Annotated in this window: 15 protein-coding genes; 4 read left to right on the forward strand and 11 right to left on the reverse strand. The window is 43.5% G+C overall.

Going from position 1 to position 17,856, the window contains the following annotated elements:
* The first annotated feature begins 36 nt into the window (after window positions 1–36).
* Window positions 37–480 carry a Rieske (2Fe-2S) protein gene (locus tag DN53_RS06685; protein ID WP_129653618.1) on the forward strand — a complete coding sequence of 148 codons (444 nt, stop codon included), beginning with the start codon at window positions 37–39 and terminating at the stop codon, window positions 478–480.
* On the opposite strand, the gene DN53_RS06690 is transcribed toward DN53_RS06685, so the two are convergent.
* Together DN53_RS06690 and DN53_RS06695 are read right to left on the reverse strand one after the other, a co-directional pair.
* Window positions 477–1,478 carry a Gfo/Idh/MocA family protein gene (locus DN53_RS06690; protein ID WP_129653619.1) on the reverse strand — a complete coding sequence of 334 codons (1,002 nt, stop codon included), beginning with the start codon at window positions 1,476–1,478 and terminating at the stop codon, window positions 477–479. The genes DN53_RS06685 and DN53_RS06690 overlap by 4 nt on opposite strands.
* Before the next feature lie 39 nt (window positions 1,479–1,517).
* Window positions 1,518–3,689 (reverse strand): TonB-dependent receptor, encoded by a 2,172-nt coding sequence (locus DN53_RS06695; RefSeq protein WP_129653620.1) that lies wholly within the window; start codon window positions 3,687–3,689, stop codon window positions 1,518–1,520.
* 289 nt (window positions 3,690–3,978) lie between these two features.
* On the opposite strand from DN53_RS06695, the gene DN53_RS06700 reads away from it, so the two are divergent.
* Window positions 3,979–6,447 carry a hybrid sensor histidine kinase/response regulator gene (locus tag DN53_RS06700; RefSeq protein WP_129653621.1) on the forward strand — a complete coding sequence of 823 codons (2,469 nt, stop codon included), beginning with the start codon at window positions 3,979–3,981 and terminating at the stop codon, window positions 6,445–6,447.
* Here DN53_RS06700 and DN53_RS06705 read toward each other — a convergent pair.
* The 7 genes from DN53_RS06705 to DN53_RS06735 form a co-directional block, all read right to left on the reverse strand.
* Window positions 6,422–7,762, reverse strand: coding sequence for a sigma-54-dependent transcriptional regulator (locus tag DN53_RS06705; RefSeq protein ID WP_129653622.1), 1,341 nt, complete (start codon window positions 7,760–7,762; stop codon window positions 6,422–6,424). The two genes, DN53_RS06700 and DN53_RS06705, sit on opposite strands and share 26 nt — an antisense overlap.
* A gap of 131 nt (window positions 7,763–7,893) precedes the next feature.
* The gene (locus DN53_RS06710) at window positions 7,894–8,196 is read right to left on the reverse strand and encodes a hypothetical protein (protein ID WP_129653623.1); all 303 of its coding nucleotides are present in this window, start codon (window positions 8,194–8,196) and stop codon (window positions 7,894–7,896) included.
* A gap of 680 nt (window positions 8,197–8,876) precedes the next feature.
* Window positions 8,877–10,415 (reverse strand): DUF4301 family protein, encoded by a 1,539-nt coding sequence (locus DN53_RS06715; protein WP_129653624.1) that lies wholly within the window; start codon window positions 10,413–10,415, stop codon window positions 8,877–8,879.
* Window positions 10,408–10,977 (reverse strand): AAA family ATPase, encoded by a 570-nt coding sequence (locus DN53_RS06720; protein ID WP_129653625.1) that lies wholly within the window; start codon window positions 10,975–10,977, stop codon window positions 10,408–10,410. Before DN53_RS06720 ends, DN53_RS06715 begins: the two co-directional genes overlap by 8 nt.
* The gene (pnuC, locus tag DN53_RS06725; protein WP_129653626.1) at window positions 10,938–11,573 is read right to left on the reverse strand and encodes a nicotinamide riboside transporter PnuC; all 636 of its coding nucleotides are present in this window, start codon (window positions 11,571–11,573) and stop codon (window positions 10,938–10,940) included. The genes DN53_RS06720 and pnuC overlap by 40 nt, the downstream gene beginning before the upstream one ends.
* Window positions 11,557–11,817 (reverse strand): YkoF family thiamine-binding protein, encoded by a 261-nt coding sequence (locus DN53_RS06730; protein WP_129653627.1) that lies wholly within the window; start codon window positions 11,815–11,817, stop codon window positions 11,557–11,559. The genes pnuC and DN53_RS06730 overlap by 17 nt, the downstream gene beginning before the upstream one ends.
* Window positions 11,818–11,862: 45 nt before the next feature.
* Window positions 11,863–12,504, reverse strand: a complete 642-nt coding sequence (locus DN53_RS06735) for a 4'-phosphopantetheinyl transferase family protein (protein ID WP_129653628.1) — start codon at window positions 12,502–12,504, stop codon at window positions 11,863–11,865.
* A gap of 73 nt (window positions 12,505–12,577) precedes the next feature.
* Between DN53_RS06735 and ahcY the strand changes: the two genes are divergently transcribed.
* Complete coding sequence (gene ahcY, locus DN53_RS06740) at window positions 12,578–13,894, forward strand: adenosylhomocysteinase (RefSeq protein WP_129653629.1); 1,317 nt, start codon at window positions 12,578–12,580, stop codon at window positions 13,892–13,894.
* Window positions 13,895–13,965: 71 nt separating this feature from the next.
* On the opposite strand, the gene DN53_RS06745 is transcribed toward ahcY, so the two are convergent.
* Together DN53_RS06745 and DN53_RS06750 are read right to left on the reverse strand one after the other, a co-directional pair.
* A complete protein-coding gene (locus DN53_RS06745; protein ID WP_129653630.1) occupies window positions 13,966–15,861 on the reverse strand; it encodes a M61 family metallopeptidase in 1,896 nt (631 codons plus the stop codon).
* Window positions 15,862–16,060: 199 nt separating this feature from the next.
* Window positions 16,061–16,639, reverse strand: a complete 579-nt coding sequence (locus tag DN53_RS06750; RefSeq protein ID WP_129653631.1) for a DUF3332 domain-containing protein — start codon at window positions 16,637–16,639, stop codon at window positions 16,061–16,063.
* Window positions 16,640–16,743: 104 nt separating this feature from the next.
* On the opposite strand from DN53_RS06750, the gene DN53_RS06755 reads away from it, so the two are divergent.
* Window positions 16,744–17,856, forward strand: coding sequence for a D-TA family PLP-dependent enzyme (locus DN53_RS06755; RefSeq protein ID WP_129653632.1), 1,113 nt, complete (start codon window positions 16,744–16,746; stop codon window positions 17,854–17,856).

Consider the following 17,856-nt stretch of genomic DNA (forward strand, 5'->3'; position numbering starts at 1 on the left):
TCAACTTTGTTGCGCTAACATTTTGAATTCCATACTATGAGGCGCTTTTTGGGTTATGCCTTTCTTATTTTCATAATATCCTGTAGTTCAGACAGTACCAATCGAAATCCATACCTTCAAGAAGTGAGTTTCAGGTTTGATCTAAACCTAAATTTACCATACTATAATAGGCTCAGTAACATTGGCAATCCTGTTCTTGTAGACAATGATGGAGTGGGTACCCGAGGCGTTTTTGTAATGCGTGCCGGATTGAGCGGTGCCCAATTCGTGGCGTGGGAGGCCAGTTGCCCCAACCATGCCCCCAATAGCTGTTCCACCATGGCTATTGATGGACAGAACGTGGTCTGTGATTGTGAGGGATATACCTATAATTTATTTACGGGACAGCAATTGGACAGACCCGATGATGGGGGGCGGTATTACGATCTACTTTTTTACAGGGCCACGCAAAGCGGAAACACTGTTGTCATTTCCAATTAAAGGTTGCCCAAGATAGCATCCATGACCCAACTGGTGTGCAAACCTGTTTTTCCTGTTGAAGGATGTTCCCCCTTTCCCAATACATGGTTTTTGATGTTTTCTACATGAAATTGTTGCACATGTTCTGGATGTGGGACTTCCAAAATCTGATGGCCTGAGGCATTTTCCAGTTCAATAGGCGCTTCGTCCAGCACCGCAAAGCGTATACTTCCTTCGGAACCAAAAATCTCTACCTTATCCACCCGATGATGGGTACCAAAATTCCAAAAGCCAGCTCCTGTCACCCCATTTTCGTGCAACCAACTCCCCGCAACAGCGTCATAGCCCGTATACAACCCTTGTTGGTTTAAGGCCACTCCGTTTGCTTTTTTAATCTCCCCAAAAAGAAAGTTGAACAAATCCAGACCGTGACTGGCCAAATCATCAAAATAGCCACCGGGAGCCACTTTTTTATCGGTCCTCCAATTATACCTTCCATTTAAATCGACCTCATTGGGCGGTGCGGATTTTTGCCAATTTACGTGCCTTACCGTGCCTATCAACCCCTCATCCAACCATTGCTTCACTTTAAGGAATCTAGGCAAGGAACGACGGTAATACGCAATGAAAAGCGGTATGTTCTTGGCATTGAATGCCTCATAAATGGCCAAACTGTCCTGATAATTGGGTGCCATGGGCTTTTCAATACAACAGGGTTTTCCTGCTTTCGCTACTTGAAGAGCATACAGTTTATGGGTGTCCGGAGGTGTGGCGATGTAAATGGCATCGATTTCCGGGTTCTGGATTACCTCTTCCGCATGGGTGGTCCAATGCGCTATTTGGTGCCTTTGGGCATAATCTTGGACTTTTTCGGTATCACGGCGCATTACCATATGTACTTTAAACTCTTGGATGAGTTGGTACGCTGGAACGCTCTTCTTTTCGGCCACGCTACCGCAACCAATAATGCCCCATCGGAGGGGCTTTTCTTTAGAAAAATGAAAATGGGATTCTGTCATGGTGCATAAAAGTACAGAATCCCATTTACTATTTGATCATTAAAAATTGATGGTAGCCCCTACCAGAAAGTTGATTCCTGCCTGAGGGTAATATCCTGCTCCCTCAATAGTAGTGACAGTTCCCGGGTTGGAGTAGTCATCATCAAAGGTGTAGAAATACCCGTTGGAAACAATATCGGCATCAAAAATATTGTTCACCAGTCCTGAAAGCACAATACTTTTCACAAACGAATTGGCCTCGATCACGTATTGCACATTGAAATCAGTTTGGGTATAGCTATCCAAAGTTGAATTTTCGGAATCGATGTTTCCCATATACTGCTTGCCCACAAACTTTGAAAGCAACGATACCTGAAGATTTGTATTGGGTTGAAACGCAAGGATGTTTCCAGCAATCACTTGTGGTGAATACGCAATTTTGGTGTTCCCCAAGTTTTGTAGTTCCCCGTCCCGTTGGAAGAAGAAATCAACATTCCGGTTATCGCTCAAGGCCACATTGGGTTGAATCCTGAATTTGCGTCCCAATCGGATATTGGCATCCACTTCCAATCCCAAGCGGTAACTATCTCCCACATTGGCCCGTAGTGGCGCTCCCACATCATTGAGTTCCCCAGTGAGCACCAACTGATCTTTATAGCGCATGTAGTACACATTGGTGTTCAACTGGATGTCAGGGGACACAAAACGCCATCCCAATTCATAATCGTTCAACTGCTCGGGTTTGGGACTTCCGTTTTCATAATCATTACGATTGGGTTCCCTATTGGCCCTTGCGTAGGACAGATAAAAATTGTTGTTGGGGTTCAAATTGAACGTAATCCCTGCCTTTGGATTGAAGAAATTGAAGGTATCATCCACCAACCCCGTATCATCCCCATTGGCTTCATAGCCTACTCTTCGGTATTGCATATCCCCAAAAACCGACCATTGGCCATCCAACTGATAATTGGCCTTTGCATAGGTATTGAAATCCGTTTTGGTGGAATTGTCATCATAGTACTTGTCCCTAATTTCGCTACCACTTGCATAGCGTGCCCATATGATTTCCCCAAAATGGTCTCCCTTGTACTCATTGTATCCTCCTCCCAAAATCAATTTCAGGTTTTCCTTATTATAGGTAGCCGAAAAAACGGTGCCATAAAAATGGTTGTCCAACCATCTTCTTCGAATCAGGTCTGTGGTGTTGATGGTCTCTCCACCCAAGCTAATGGGGTCCAAGCCATAATCCGAAAAATCATCATCTTCCCTATATTGCTCAAAATAGCCTCTACCACGGGTATAGTGCAAAGCCAAATTGGTACTCCATTCCGGACTTAGGGTCTGGTTCCAATGCAATTGCACATGGTTTTGCTTGTAATTGTCCTCTTCCCGATCATAAAACTGCACATTTCCATTCTCATCGGTATACCTTCCTGCAGAATTGTATGTCCTATTTTCTTCCAATTCTTCAGCGGTAATCCCGTTCCAAGCTTGATAGGTAACTTCATGCCCTCCAAAAAGCAATGCCTTTAGCAAAGTATTGTCACTACGATATGTTCCTTGCATAAAATAGCTATCCAGCTCAGAGCTGGCTCGGTCCACATAGCCATCAGAGGTAATGCGCGACAACCTTCCTGAAAATTCAAAATGGTTGTTCAGCATACCGGTACTGAACTTTACATTGTTCCGCAGGGTATTAAAACTCCCCACGGAAGAAGAAACCTTCGCGTAGCCCTCTTCAGAAAATGCATCGGTCAATACATTGAGGCTTGCACCAAACGCCCCCGCACCATTGGTGGAGGTACCTACCCCACGTTGCAACTGCAAGCTCTGGGTCGAGGAAGCAAAATCGGGCATGTTCACCCAAAAGGTCCCATGGGACTCCGCATCATTGTAGGGCACACCATTGATGGTGACATTTACGCCTCTTGAGTCGGTCCCCCTCACACGGAAACTGGTGTATCCCACTCCTGCACCTGCATCGGAAGTGGTGACCACGGCCGGCAAAAAGTTCATTAAAATTGGCACGTCCTGCCCTAAGTTTCTAGAGGTCAGCTCCTCTTTGTCCAGGTTGGAAAAGGTAATGGGAAACTCTTTGGTTACCCGTACGGCTTGGACCAGGACCTCGTCCAATACCACCTTTTTACCTTCCAAAGAATCTGTTGGTTCCTGTTGCGCGCTCATACTCAGCGCCAGCCCGGAAACGGCCAATGTTGTGAATAAAGTTTTCATTCGTAAAAAATGTTACGAATAAAAGGGGCCATTATTCTTGTTAGTACTAGATTTTGTTTCTCTATAGAAACGATGAAATTCCAAGATGCGCCTTGCGCAATCCCTTGGCAGCATTACCCGCCCAGGTTCATTGGGTATAATCTCAGCCTTGCCATGCAAAGCACCCCTTTGAGATGGCCGCAAATGTACTATGTCGCGTTCTTTTTTCATAAGAAACCCTGGAAATTAACTTTTGATAACAACTATGTGGTATACCTGAATACGTATATATCATATCAAAGAATGATGTATGGGCCGGAAATCCGAGAACAGATTCACTTTAAAAATCATCTTCAGTTATTTGACCTTGGGGGCTTTGGGGATATTGGCCGCTTTTTTTATCTATACTGAATTTAAAAGCTATACCGCATCCCAGGACAAAAATGAGGACAACCTTAAGCTTTTAAAGACCAACAGATTGCTCACTGGCCTTTATGAGGCCGAGAATCTGTCCAAACTTGCCCTACAGACCAAAAGTGTAAAGAACCTAAAGGTCTATACACAAAAAGTGGATTCCATAAATACACTGATAGATTCCTTAAAGCCTATGGTTTCTGCACGGAACGTCAACCAAGTTTCCAAATTGGACAGCGTACAAAAACTGCTTCAGCAAAAAATGTACAATAGTGCCGAACTCCGAAAACTAAAGGTTGAAAACAAGAACACCGCGCCCATAGATTCCATCTTACGGGCGTTCCACAAAATGGAGGTGGACATGGGCCGAATTACTCCGGAGACTTTTGCTCCCAACTTTGACCAGTTGTCTCTAGCAACCCAAAAATCCATTAGGGAATATGTGGCGATTCTCAACAAAAACATTCCAGACCCCAATGGAAACACCGATGCCAAAAATATAGATTCCATCCTTGAGGTTTCCAAATCGATTTTACAGAGAGCCAAAACAGAAACCGCCGCTGCTGAACGCTCGGTATCCCAAAAAGAACTCCAGATCTATAGAACAGATCTGGAACTATCCCAAAAGATGCGCAGTATCATCTCCTCGTTTGAACGTGAAATCATCCAAAATACCTATTTGGATAACCTCAAACAAAAGAGGGTGTTGCAAAGAAGTATTCGCTTGGCGGCCGCAGCCATTGCTTTGGGCCTCTTGGGCATAATTTTGTTCACTTTTTTCATCTCCAAGGATTTTTGGAAGGTGCAGCAATACCGGGATCGATTGGAAGAGGAGAAAAAATACTCGGAATCGCTCTTAAAAAGCAGGGAACAATTGATTTCCACCGTAAGTCATGACTTAAGGACCCCCTTGAATACCATCAGTGGTTATACAGAACTCATGGAACAAAGCGGTCTCAACAAGAAGCAATCAAAATACCTCGGCAATGTGAAATCCGCATCCAACTATGTGGAGAACCTCGCGAACGACTTGTTGGATTTCTCTAAATTGGAAGCAGGGAAGGTACATATTGAAAAGGTTCCATTTGTTCTTTTCGACCTCATTGTTGAAACGACATCCCATTTTCAGGAAACACAGTCCAAAAAAGGGGTTGAGCTACATTTGGACATCGCCGAGGAACTTAAAAATCCCATCACTGGTGATGCATTTCGTGTACGTCAAATCTTGACCAACCTTGTTGGAAACGCCTTTAAGTTTACCCATTCAGGTTATGTGAAAGTGGAAGCGGGCACCAAGAAAAGCAAGGACAATTCCTATTTGACCATTCGTGTAACGGATACTGGCATCGGCATTGAGCCCCGGAAACAGGAAATCATCTTCAAGGAATTTGCCCAAGCCGAAGATACCACCGAAAAACACTATGGCGGATATGGCTTGGGACTCACCATCTCCAAAAAACTGACCGAACTGTTGGGTGGAACCCTGACCCTGGCCAGCAAAAAAAGTGAAGGGAGCACATTTACCCTACAGCTCCCCTTTGAGTTTTTGAAGGAGCCATTGACCCAGGCAGCAGAGAACTTTACTTATCAGGAAGGTTTAACGGTTTATATTTTGGATGATGATGAAACCCTGTTGGAACTCTTGCGTGAAATCTGCCAGAGGAACCATATCCATGTTAAAACCTTTTCAAGTTATCACGATCTTGCACGAACTGAAAATCCAAACTATGACCTTCTTCTTACCGATATACAAATGCCGGATACCGATGGATTTACCGTACTCCAGAAATTACGGGAAAGGGGTGGTCAACTTTACTCAGGTCAACCGATAATTGCCATGACAGGGCAAAAAATAATGGACAAGAAAATCTATACCAAAGCGGGTTTCACCAACGTGCTACAGAAACCTTTTTCCAGTCATGTATTGCTAAAAGCAGTTGGAGCTGTATCCAAAATCAATCTAGAATCTCCAATTCCTTTGTCCAGAACGGATACGATACCGGAATCCCATTCTCCCTTGTTCCAGATTGCCCAGATTTCAGCCTTTTTGGACAGTCCAACTGCTGTACGGGAGGTGTTGGAGGTCTTTATGGAGAATACCCAAAAGAATTTGGAATTGCTTTTTTCGGCCATTGGGGATGTGGATTTTTTCCGTATTCGGTCCATTTCCCATAAAATGTTGCCCATGTTCCGGCAATTGGAGGCTCAGGAATCCATAGAAATCTTGGAAGGGTTGGAACATCTACCCGATGAAACCCATGGAAAAAAAGTGTTTGAAACGCTTTCGGATTTAAAAACCAGTATTGACCAACTTGAAAAGGCAGTTTGCCAATACTTGGCTACACCTCCATTTGATACTGATTAATCTTGTTGTAGAGAGTTTTTCTGGTCATTTGCAACAACTTGGCCGCCTTGCTCTTGTTGAAGTTGGTCTGTTTCAAGGCATTCAAAATCCGTTCCTTTTCATACTCGGATTTTGAAAACTTTGAAGTGCTTCTTTTTTCAGTGCCATGGATCATATGATCGGGAAAAGCACTTGACATTACGGAATCCCCTTCGGTAAAAAGAACTGCCCGTTTTATCATGTTCTTCATTTCCCTAAGATTTCCCGGCCAAGAGTAGGTTTCAACATATTCTTGGGCCTCCGCTGTAAAACGGGAAACGTTCTTCCCCAGTTCCTCATTGGCTCTATCCAAAAAATAATCGGCAAAAAGCATGATATCCCCTAACCGCTCCCGAAGTGGAGGAATGGTCATGGAAAATTCGTTCAATCTATGGTAAAGATCTTCCCTAAAGCTTCCTTCCTCTACAGCTTGGGCCAAATCTTCATTGGTGGCGGCAATGATCCTTAAATCCAAATGGATTTCTTTGGTGCTTCCCACTCGTTTTATCTTTCGTTCTTGAATGGCCCTAAGCAATTGTATCTGATGCTCATAGGAAAGGTTCCCGATCTCGTCCAAAAAAAGGGTCCCTTCGTTGGCGGCCTCAAAATGTCCCATTTTATCTTCAATGGCCCCGGTAAAACTTCCTTTTACATGCCCAAAAAACTCGCTGGTAGCAATCTCCTTGGGAATGGCACCACAGTCAACGGCCACAAAATTTTTCTCCCTTCTTTTACTGGCATCATGGATGGATTTTGCGGTCACTTCCTTTCCCGTTCCACTTTCCCCGATCAGCAAAACCGACATATTGGTAGGAGCAACCAAATTGATATACTGTTGCAGTTTTTGGGAGCTTTCACTCTTACCTACCAAAAATTGATTCGGCGCATCCTTTTTTTTGATTGAACTTTCATTTGACTTTTGTGTATTGCCGGAAGTTTGAGTTTTCAGCGCATTGGTGATGACCGACAGAATTTCATCTGGCGTAAAGGGTTTGGAGATATAATCATACGCCCCTTTTTTCATGGCATTTACCGCTGTTTTCACCTCGGCATATCCCGTCATCAGAATCACTTGGGTATTTGGCGAAGCTTTCTTAACAGTGGACAAGAGAGCCAGCCCGTTACCTTTTGGGAGTCTAACATCAGATAGAATCACATCAAAATTGGAAGCGCTGAGCTTTTCTTGGGCCTCCTTTACAGTATAGCTTGAAGAAACGGCATAGCCGTGCTTGGTCAAAAACTTGGATAGCATTTGACAAAAAGCAGTATCGTCCTCGATGATCAAGATTTTGGGCATATCTCAATAGTATATACGATGCCCGTTGCCATGAAGATGATGGGAATTTGGTAAAATTATCACAAAAAAAGGGTTGCCATAGCAACCCCTTTTCATCAAACCAACTAACCTAACACGGTCTCATAAACTATTTATAGTTCTATCCAATTTCCTTCAGAATCGGCATAAACGGTTCCCTTGGTCCCATCTTCCAAAGACAGTTCCAATTTAAATTGGTCCTTCTCATTCTTATAGGCCTTGTCCACTTTGGCCGTTGGGTAGTTCTTTTTCACTGCTGCCGTAACGGCTTCAGGAAGATCGGAAACACTGATTTCCTCAAAGTCCTGAACAACGAATACCGTTGCTTCATCCATTTTAAGTTCTGGGGTGTTCTCATTGGCGATAGCTGTAAGTCCTACAAATGATAATGCGGTTGCGATAACTAAATTTTTCATGGTATATGATTTTATAATGTTAAACTCACTTAATACCATGAAAATCCAATGCCAAGATTCGCTTTTACTGCCATATTTACCCAATCCTCTGAGAAACTGTCACTTAAAAATAACAACTGTCAAAAGACATTGTGTAAATCTGTTTACCTGAAGTAAAAAACGTGTCTTTTTTATACAAAGAAAGGCCGCCGAAGCAGCCTTTCAAAAGTGCCAAAATCATAATCCCAAGGAAGAAAATTATGAATAGGTTGGCAACAACGGATAATACAATGGATAGTGTTTATATAGCATCATCCTGATTTTTTTTATGCATTATTCTCTTTCTACTTTTTAAATATGACACCAAAAGGTATATGACCATGGCCAGTGAAACTATATTGAAGAACAGAACTATTCCAAATAACATAATCTTCTCGTTTCCACAGTAAACATTGCCTTGAAGAGTTTTAAAAGAAAGCCGTACATAGTGTACGGCCTTCCAACCAAATCAACCAACCTAAAATCTAGGTTCCCGCAAGGATCTTACCATGATTTTAGTAACATTTAATTCTTTTAACAATGTATCCGTTTTCCATTATATCTTTTTGACACTGTTTTTTTTGGGGGGTCACATAAAGGGCAAAAAAAAAAATCCGCTTCAAGGATCTGAAACGGATTTTAGATATTGTATTTCCTTTACACTAAGCTTGATGCGTAGGTTTTAAAAGATCATTCACTGTTTTTACGGGATTAAATGTTATCAGGGGAACTTCAACAAACAAAGTATTCCAAAATGCCATGGCCCCATTCCAAAGTCCTGGAAGTTCCAATGCCTTTAATTCTTTGCCCTCTTGGGTCTTTCCGGTGATAAACCCTTGTTTTGGGTCCACAAAATCCAAAAGGTCATATTTCTCTCCCTTGTGATTCCTTACCCCACATACCAAATCTACCGGATTGAAGTGGGTTGAATTTTTGAGTATGCCCTCCTGTTCCTGATCGGAAAGATCAATCTGGGCCGATTCTATGATTTGAAGGGAAATATTCCCTTCGGCATCTTTCACCCAAAACGGACCTCCTCCGGGCTCGCCTTCATTTTTTACCATTCCACAGATACGTATGGGACGATTTAATTTGTCCTTTAGAATGGATAGCTGCTCGTTAACATCCAAATCATCATAATTCTTGGGCATCCGAACATTCAGTTCCTTTTCCAAAAAGGATTTTATTTCATCCGATTTTTCCGGAGACACTTTATCCTCTTCCAAAAGTCTTGCATAATCAAAAGCCTTGGCCTGTACCTTTCTCAATACTCCAGCCAACATTTTTTTGCTGTTGGCCACTTTTTCCAAGTTCTTGTTGACCACCACATTGTCTATGTTCTTGATAAAAATGATATCAGCGTCCTGTTCATTCAGGTTTTCAATGAGGGCTCCGTGTCCTCCGGGACGGAACAGTATGGAACCATCCCCGTTTTTGAAAGGTTTGTTCTCCATATCCACCGCTATGGTATCCGTGGATGGTTTTTGATTGGAATACGAAATTAAAAACTCTGTATCGGTTGCTTCGGATATTTTAGGGCCTACTTTGGACTCTTCGTCCTTGAACATCTCGTCATGTTGCGGGGAAACGGTAAAATGCAGATGGGCCTTGCCTTCTGTTTTGGCATATAACGCAGCCTCTTTCAAATGCTCCTCAAAGGGGGTTGCGCTACCTGAATCGTAAGAATGAAAAGGCAATAATCCTTTGGGGTAGAATCCATAGTTCAACCTATCTTCTCCCAACATCTCCTTTACAAAAAGGTAGGCTTCTTCACTCTTATTGGACGCATTATCCTTAATACGGTCCATAATCAACACGTAAAAGGGCAGCTTATGCATTTGGTCGGTAAACTTTTTTGCATCGGAATCGCCTGTTCGGTCCAAATATTTGGAAAGGGTCTCCTTTTTGGGGTCAAAGGCATCCAAAAAGTTGAACATCGCCTTGAACATGCGAGAAGCGGCCCCAGAGGCTGGAACAAATTTCAACAGATCCAAATGACCTCGGTTCTCTTCAAAATATTGTACAAGTTCTTCTTGCTCCTTGTCCGAGAACCTCAGGATTCCGTTGGAGACCACTGCAGCCTTGACCAAATCCACAAAGGGTATCCCTGCCTTGAAAGTTTCTATCTGATTTGCTACTTTTTCTTTGGAAATCCCTTTGTTTTCCAATTGTTCCAAGTCTTTTGAACTTAAATCAATCATGCGTCTTAAAAAGTTTATCGATTTCTTGTATGGCTGTTGAAAGCCGGAACGCTTTGTCCCCCTTTAAAATAACAAAATTTCGATCATATTTTTCCAAAGCTTGCTTGAAATACTGGAACATTTCCTCACGTTCGTCAGGTTTGTCCCTAAGGTCGTCCGCTTCCCAAGGGGTATCAACATAGGTCAGTAGATATAGATCGTACTTGTTTTGGAGGGCATATTTTTCCAAAACGGGATCACAACTTCCTGTATAATATGCTTCTGAATATACCTTGGTCTCCAAAAGATCCGTATCACAAACGAGAATCTTGTTCGCTTTTTTGGCCAAGTGGTTCTCCAAGCGCATCTGCCCATACGCTATGGGTACAAGATCTTTAGGCTCGCAGGTGGTTTGTTCCCGGTCCCATTTATCTTGAAGATATTCCCGGGCGTATTCCGGCACCCACTCGGTTTGATAATGTTGGGCCAACTGTTGGGCCAAGGTGGTCTTTCCTGTAGATTCCGGCCCAAATAGAACTACTTTTATGAGGTTTGAGGGCTCCTGCCCAAGTCTTTCTTCCATGCTACATATCCCTGAATGGCCAATACGGTGAAAATGAGGTATTGCAATGAGAACATGCCCCATCCCCTATAGGCGTACAAAGGTACGGTTATTAAGTCTCCCAGAATCCAAAGGGTCCAGCTTTCCAATTTTTTGTTGGCCATATACCACATAGCGGTAAAGAAAATGCCCGAGGTGACGATATCCACGTAGTTGGTCGTCTTTATTTCGGCCCCAAAAGCCTTGTATACTCCGAAAGTAACCAGCAAAGTAATGGAGAACAGTGCAACCCCTATCCATTTTTCCTTGGTATTGGTTCGGGAAATCTTTACAATAAATTCCCTGTCCTGCTTTCTTCGGGCCCAGTTCCACCATCCATAAATACTCATGATGGAAAAGTAGAAGTTCATCATCATGTCGCCCAGCAATCGATCTACGAAAAAAATGTAAGTAGTAATGGCCGTGGCCACCAGACCTGTTGGATAGACCATAATGTCCTCCATCTTGGCATAGACCACACTGGCTATTCCAAAGAAAAAGGCAGTAGCCTCAAGAATGACCAAGGAAAGTTCCCTGTCTTCGTACGGACCAATAAAAAAATCAAAAATGGGGCTCATAGTCGCTCCTGTCGGATTTTACAATCTTCATCCCCAATACCACGTGATCAATATTTTCAAAGGCCACCTTAATTTCATCCGTCAACAACCCCATAACCCTATCATACTCCCCAAAGACTTGTGTGCTTAAAGGATTCTCCAGCACCGTAAGCCCCGAAGACCTCAACTTTTTAATGAAATTGATGATCGGGGGTTCAAAATTATCTTGCAAGGGGGTCAAGGTAAGTTCAACGGATATCTTCATGGGGGCACTTTTGTATTCCGAAACAAATCTAGTAAAAAGTACCTGTCATCCCCCCATCATTTTAAGGGCATATACGCAGGTGAATCCCTCAAACTCCAAAAACTCAATATCATAATGGGATTTTTTGCCTTTGTACAGGATCTCGGCCACGGTGCGAGCATCTTGAAAGGTAAAGTCCATCACATCGATATGCCGTAAAAAACTCAACCCCTGTTGCGCATAGATCTTATAGAGTGATTCCTTGGCGCCCCAAACAATGGTGAGCTTTCTGATGATGGCCTCCACATTGGCCAAGGTCTTGTACTCTTCAATGGGAGTGAACTTGTGTGCAATTCTCAGGATTTTATCGCGCTGCATTTCAATGTCTATACCCACTTCATCCGTTTCACTGACAATGATTCCCGTGAAATCGTGCGAATGCGTAATAGAAATATGGTTGCCATCCTTCAAATGGGGTTTTCCAAAATCATCATAGTACAGGTCGCTGTCCACATACCCAGCTTTGGCCATTAAGTGCCTGATACTCAAAAAAGCCCTCCGGTGAGCTTCGGATTTCATCCCATCCATTCTATTCTGGCAGTGTGGGGTAAGCTCTATCCCATTGGACAATTCTTCTTCTGCCTCGGTAACTTTCCATATATATACCGAAGTGGTTGGGGAAACTGTTATGGTTTTGTAAATGGGCACGACTAGTAGTTAGGTGTTTTTGTATCTTTGCTGCACTATAAAAGCTAAGCTACGAAAGTAAATTTATATACGTATGAGCACAAAGACAATTCCCCATGTACCCTATAAGGTGAAAGATATTTCCCTAGCCAACTGGGGAAGAAAAGAGATTGAGCTTGCCGAGGCCGAAATGCCAGGACTGATGGCATTGCGCGAGGAGTACGGAAAAGAGCAGCCTTTGAAAGGAGCCCGTATCGCCGGTTGTCTGCATATGACCATTCAGACAGCGGTATTGATCGAGACTTTGGTGGCCCTTGGTGCCGAAGTGACCTGGAGCTCCTGTAATATCTTTTCCACCCAAGACCATGCTGCTGCTGCCATTGCCGCTTCCGGAATCCCCGTCTACGCTTGGAAAGGAATGAATGAGGAGGAGTTTGACTGGTGCATTGAGCAGACCTTGTTCTTTGGCGAGGACAGACAACCCTTGAACATGATCTTGGACGATGGTGGTGACCTTACCAATATGGTATTGGACAAATACCCTGAGTTGGCTTCAGGTGTGAAAGGCCTTTCCGAAGAGACCACCACTGGGGTACACCGTTTGTACGAGCGCATGAAGAAAGGCACCTTGCCCATGCCTGCCATCAACGTGAACGATTCCGTGACCAAATCCAAATTCGACAACAAATATGGATGCCGTGAAAGTGCCGTGGATGCCATCCGTAGGGCCACGGATACCATGTTGGCCGGAAAGCGTGTTGTTGTGGCCGGATATGGTGATGTGGGAAAAGGTACTGCAGCCTCCTTCCGTGGTGCGGGCTCCATTGTTACCGTAACCGAAATTGACCCTATCTGCGCCCTTCAGGCCTGTATGGATGGTTATGAAGTGAAAAAACTGGAAACCGTTGTTTCCAATGCAGATATTGTAATTACCACTACGGGCAATAAGGACATCATCCGGGAAGAGCATTTCCGTGCCCTGAAGGACAAGGCCATTGTCTGTAATATTGGCCACTTTGATAATGAGATCGACATGGCTTGGCTAAACCGAACCTATGGCAACACCAAGGACGAGATCAAACCCCAAGTGGACAAGTATACCATTGATGGCAAAGACCTTATCATCTTGGCCGAAGGCAGATTGGTAAACTTAGGTTGTGCCACAGGGCATCCCAGTTTTGTGATGAGCAACTCATTTACCAACCAAACCTTGGCGCAGATAGAGCTTTGGAACCACAGTGACAAATACGAAAACGAAGTTTATATGCTTCCCAAGCATTTGGATGAGAAAGTGGCCCAACTGCATTTGGCACGTTTGGGCGCCGAATTGACCGAATTGAAGGAAGATCAAGCGGAATACATCGGTGTGAAGGTGGAAGGCCCATTTAAACCCGATTATTACAGGTATTAATTTTCTGAACAATCTATAAATAAAAAGGCCCCGATCATGATCGGGGCCTTTTTATTTGGTAAAACTTAGACCTAGCCTTTCAGCCAAGCTTTTCGCAATTCTTTTTGGGCTTCTGTTGCCTCCGGGTTTTCCAATAGGGTAACAGCTTTGGTATATGTGGGTGTTGTTGTGGTATCAATGAGAATTTCCCCATCTCCCCGTAATAATTCCACTTGTATGGCTTTGCCAGAGCTCCATGCATATACTTCCGCTAAAATCTGGTTGGCATTGGCCAAGGTAACTTCCGTTCCATTGATGGATTTTATAAAGTCATTGGGCTGTACCCCGTTATCTTTCCAAAAACTGTTGTTCATCACAAGGTCATTGAACTTGACGCCTCCCCTTGCAGGGTCTGCGGATAAGATCAGTTCGCCTGCATTTTGAATGTAGTTGGTCTCCACTTCCGCCTCAGCGAAATACAATCCAACCTTATCCAATATTTGACCATAATCTATAGGAGTGTTTCCCACTACATGCGTGTTTAAAAACTCCCCTACCGCAGGATAGGTCATTGCGGTAATTTCGGCAATCAGGGCATCATCTTCAAACGGTTTGTCCTTACCGTATTTAACGGACAACTCTCCCAATAATGACCTTAGGCTACGCTGTCCATCGCTATTTTCACGCATTAAAATGTCCACACACATACCGATCAACGCCCCTTTCATATACACATTTGCGTAGTTGTCTTTATATGGGTCCTCCAAAATGTTCTCACTCATTTGGGTAAAACTCATAGCGTCATCGTAATTGGACCTTGAAGTATTTATCTTTTCAGTGGTCCTCACATAAAACTCAGCCGGGTCTATCAAGCCTTCATACACCTGAAAATGCTGTGCAAAATATTCGGTGACCCCTTCGTAAAGCCATAAGTGCTTGCTGAACGTTGGGTTGTTGTAGTCAAAATAATGCACATCTTCAGAATGTACCGAAAGTGGTGTGACTATATGGAAGAATTCGTGGGCCACCACATCGATCATAGATTCTGCCAATGCTTCTGGATCCATTTGTTCCGGCAATACTACCACCGTGGAAGTATGGTGTTCCAAAGCCCCAAAACCTTTTGGGGAATCTGGTTTCTGCGTATCGGACAAATACAGTAGGATGTCATACCTCGGGGTGCTGTTCAAATCTCCCAGGTATTGTTTTTGGGCCTGCATCATCTCCGCCATAATTTCTTTGATTTCCGAAGCTTTGTGTACTCCATTGGGCGAGAAAACACTCAATACGATCTTGATATTGCCTACCATGAACTCTTCAACCTCGGTCTCACCATACATCATGGGATTGTCCGTTACTTCAAAATATCGATTGGCGAGGAACACTGAATGTTTGATGGCACCATCCTCGCTCTGGGTCGATTTTATCTCCGTGAGGGGGGAAGTATACTTGAAACTCGAAGGGGATTTGATGTCAATCTGGTAGGCATTCTGTTTTAGGGCATCAAAATACCCTACGAACCCGTGAAGGTTTAACATCACTTGCTTGGGCTCTATGTTGGTTCCCGAAGGTGAAAAAGGAACTTCGTCGCCGATTCCTCCTTGCTCTTCCTGATCAAAAGTATCATTCACGGCATATTCTATCCTGTCCAAATTCTTGGCGTTGGCAAAGGTCCAAGTATTGGTATCCACTTGGTTGATTGGCATAGCATTGCCTTCATAATCAAAGGCCCTGATGTTTTCTATGTATCTACCAAAGTCGGATACGGCATAGGTTCCCTGAACCACTCTAGGCAATCTATAGGTAACCGTATCCTGGATAAACCTCCCTGGATTGATCACTACATTTACTTTGTCATCTTGAATATTGACCAAATCCAAGGACGTCATTATGGGGGTATCCGTGGCTAGGTCATTGGTTTGATTTTTGACACCGCAAGAAAAAACCGTTGCGAGCACCAAAGCATGTAAGGCTAATTTTTTTATCATGATTTACTATCTGTTTTTGATTATGCCGACTAATATATGGTTAAAATATTTCCAACGACAATAGGTCACACAAATAGTTGATTTGTTACAGACAAAGACACTTCCCTGACAAAGAATCCTTGTTTTAGAGTATTTTGAAAGTGTATTGCAACAAAAAAGCCATGGCAACGACCATGGCTTTTGATAAAGTGTAGTGTTATTAATCTGCCAATAGGCTTTCCGAATAATAGCAAGTCTTGCTTTCTTGTAGAATGGCCAACCCTTCCTCTCTGGTGCTCATGGGATTGATCTTGATTTGCTCCCCATTGGGCATATACACAATGTAGAACCCTTCTTCGAAGGAAGATAGTTTTATGATTTCTCCATTCGGCCGAACTGCATTCCAAGATTTTTCATCGGGCTTGTACACCAAATCGATTTTTTTACCTTGTTTGGGTCCTGCGACCACACTCACCTGAACCCGGTTCTTTGTTGCAACCATTTTAAAGGTATTGCCATCATGTTCCACCATTTGGGTCTCAGATTCCCCTTCTTTCATGGCAATGGGGTTGGATCCGGACCAAAACTCGATCACGTTGAAGATTATGGCATCCCCGAGAAGGAACAGTTCATAAACGGGAACAATCCACAGTCCCCAAAAAATTAAATTGTCCACAAACTTACTATCTGTGGCTCCTTGGTTCCAATCTTTCAAATTATTGAAGGCCTTGAACGACCCCAAACAGCTTGAAAACAAAATGGCAGAGGACAATAACAAACAACTGATAACTTTTCTCATGATATGAAGATTTATGGTTAATGTATTTAAAGCTACAAAAAGAATTCAACTTCCCTTCAGTCATAAATCAGTACCTTGTTTCCCAATTCAAACTAAAAAGAATCATGGCCCAAAAATGGTATGAAATCAAAAATGTGGATACGGTAGATTCCCCTTCCATTGCCCTGTATATAGATCATTTACAATTCAATATCAAAGAAATGCTTTCCCTGGTCCATGGGGATACCAATCGTTTGATGCCCCACATCAAGACCAATAAAATGCCCAAGGTCATGGAGCGATTGTTGGATGCCGGTATTTCCAACTTCAAGGCTTCCACCATTGCGGAAGCGGAAATTGCTGCAGAGGCGGGTGCCGATTTTGTACTGATCGCCCATCAACTGGTAGGACCTAAAGTGGACCGTTTCCTTGAATTGACCGCCCATTTTCCGTCCACCCGTTTTGCCACCCTGATTGATGCGATTACCTCGGCCAAATTGTTGAATGAAAAGGCCAAGGCCAAAGGTTTGACCACTCCAATTTATATTGACATCAATAACGGGATGAACCGCTCCGGAATCAAAATAGGAGAAGAGCTCGATACCTTGATAGCCTTTTTGGATGAATGCAAATCCCTACAGTTTGAAGGATTCCATGTGTACGATGGGCATCTTCGCGACCCTGAGTTTTCAGAAAGGAATCAAAAAATTGAACAGGGGCTGGAATCTGTCACCGACTACTTCGATACCTTGAAAAACACCCATCCAAACCTAAGAATGATTTGTGGAGGAACGCCCTCCTTTACTTCGCACCGGATGGAGGAAAAAAGGATTACCAGTCCGGGCACCTGCGTGCTGTGGGATTGGGGATACGGAGAAAAATTAACAGAACAAAACTTTAAGCACGCGGCCCTAGTGGTGACCCGGGTCATCTCCAAACCCACCGAAGGCATTGTTACTGTGGATATGGGGCATAAATCCGTGGCCGCGGAAAACCCCATTGACAAACGGATACAATTCCTCAATCTTGAGGATTACCAACTGCTTTCACAAAGTGAGGAGCATGGTGTTATCAAAGTAGCGGATTGGGGAGCCCTAAACATCGGCGATGTCCTTTACGGCATCCCCTACCACATCTGTCCTACCGTTAACCTTCATGATGAAGTTTCCGTGATCCAAAACGGCAAAAAAATCGACACTTGGGAGATTACCGCTCGAAAAAGAAGACTTACCATTTGA

This window comes from Flagellimonas olearia (assembly GCF_004150225.1).
GTDB classification, from domain to species: Bacteria; Bacteroidota; Bacteroidia; order Flavobacteriales; family Flavobacteriaceae; genus Flagellimonas; species Flagellimonas olearia.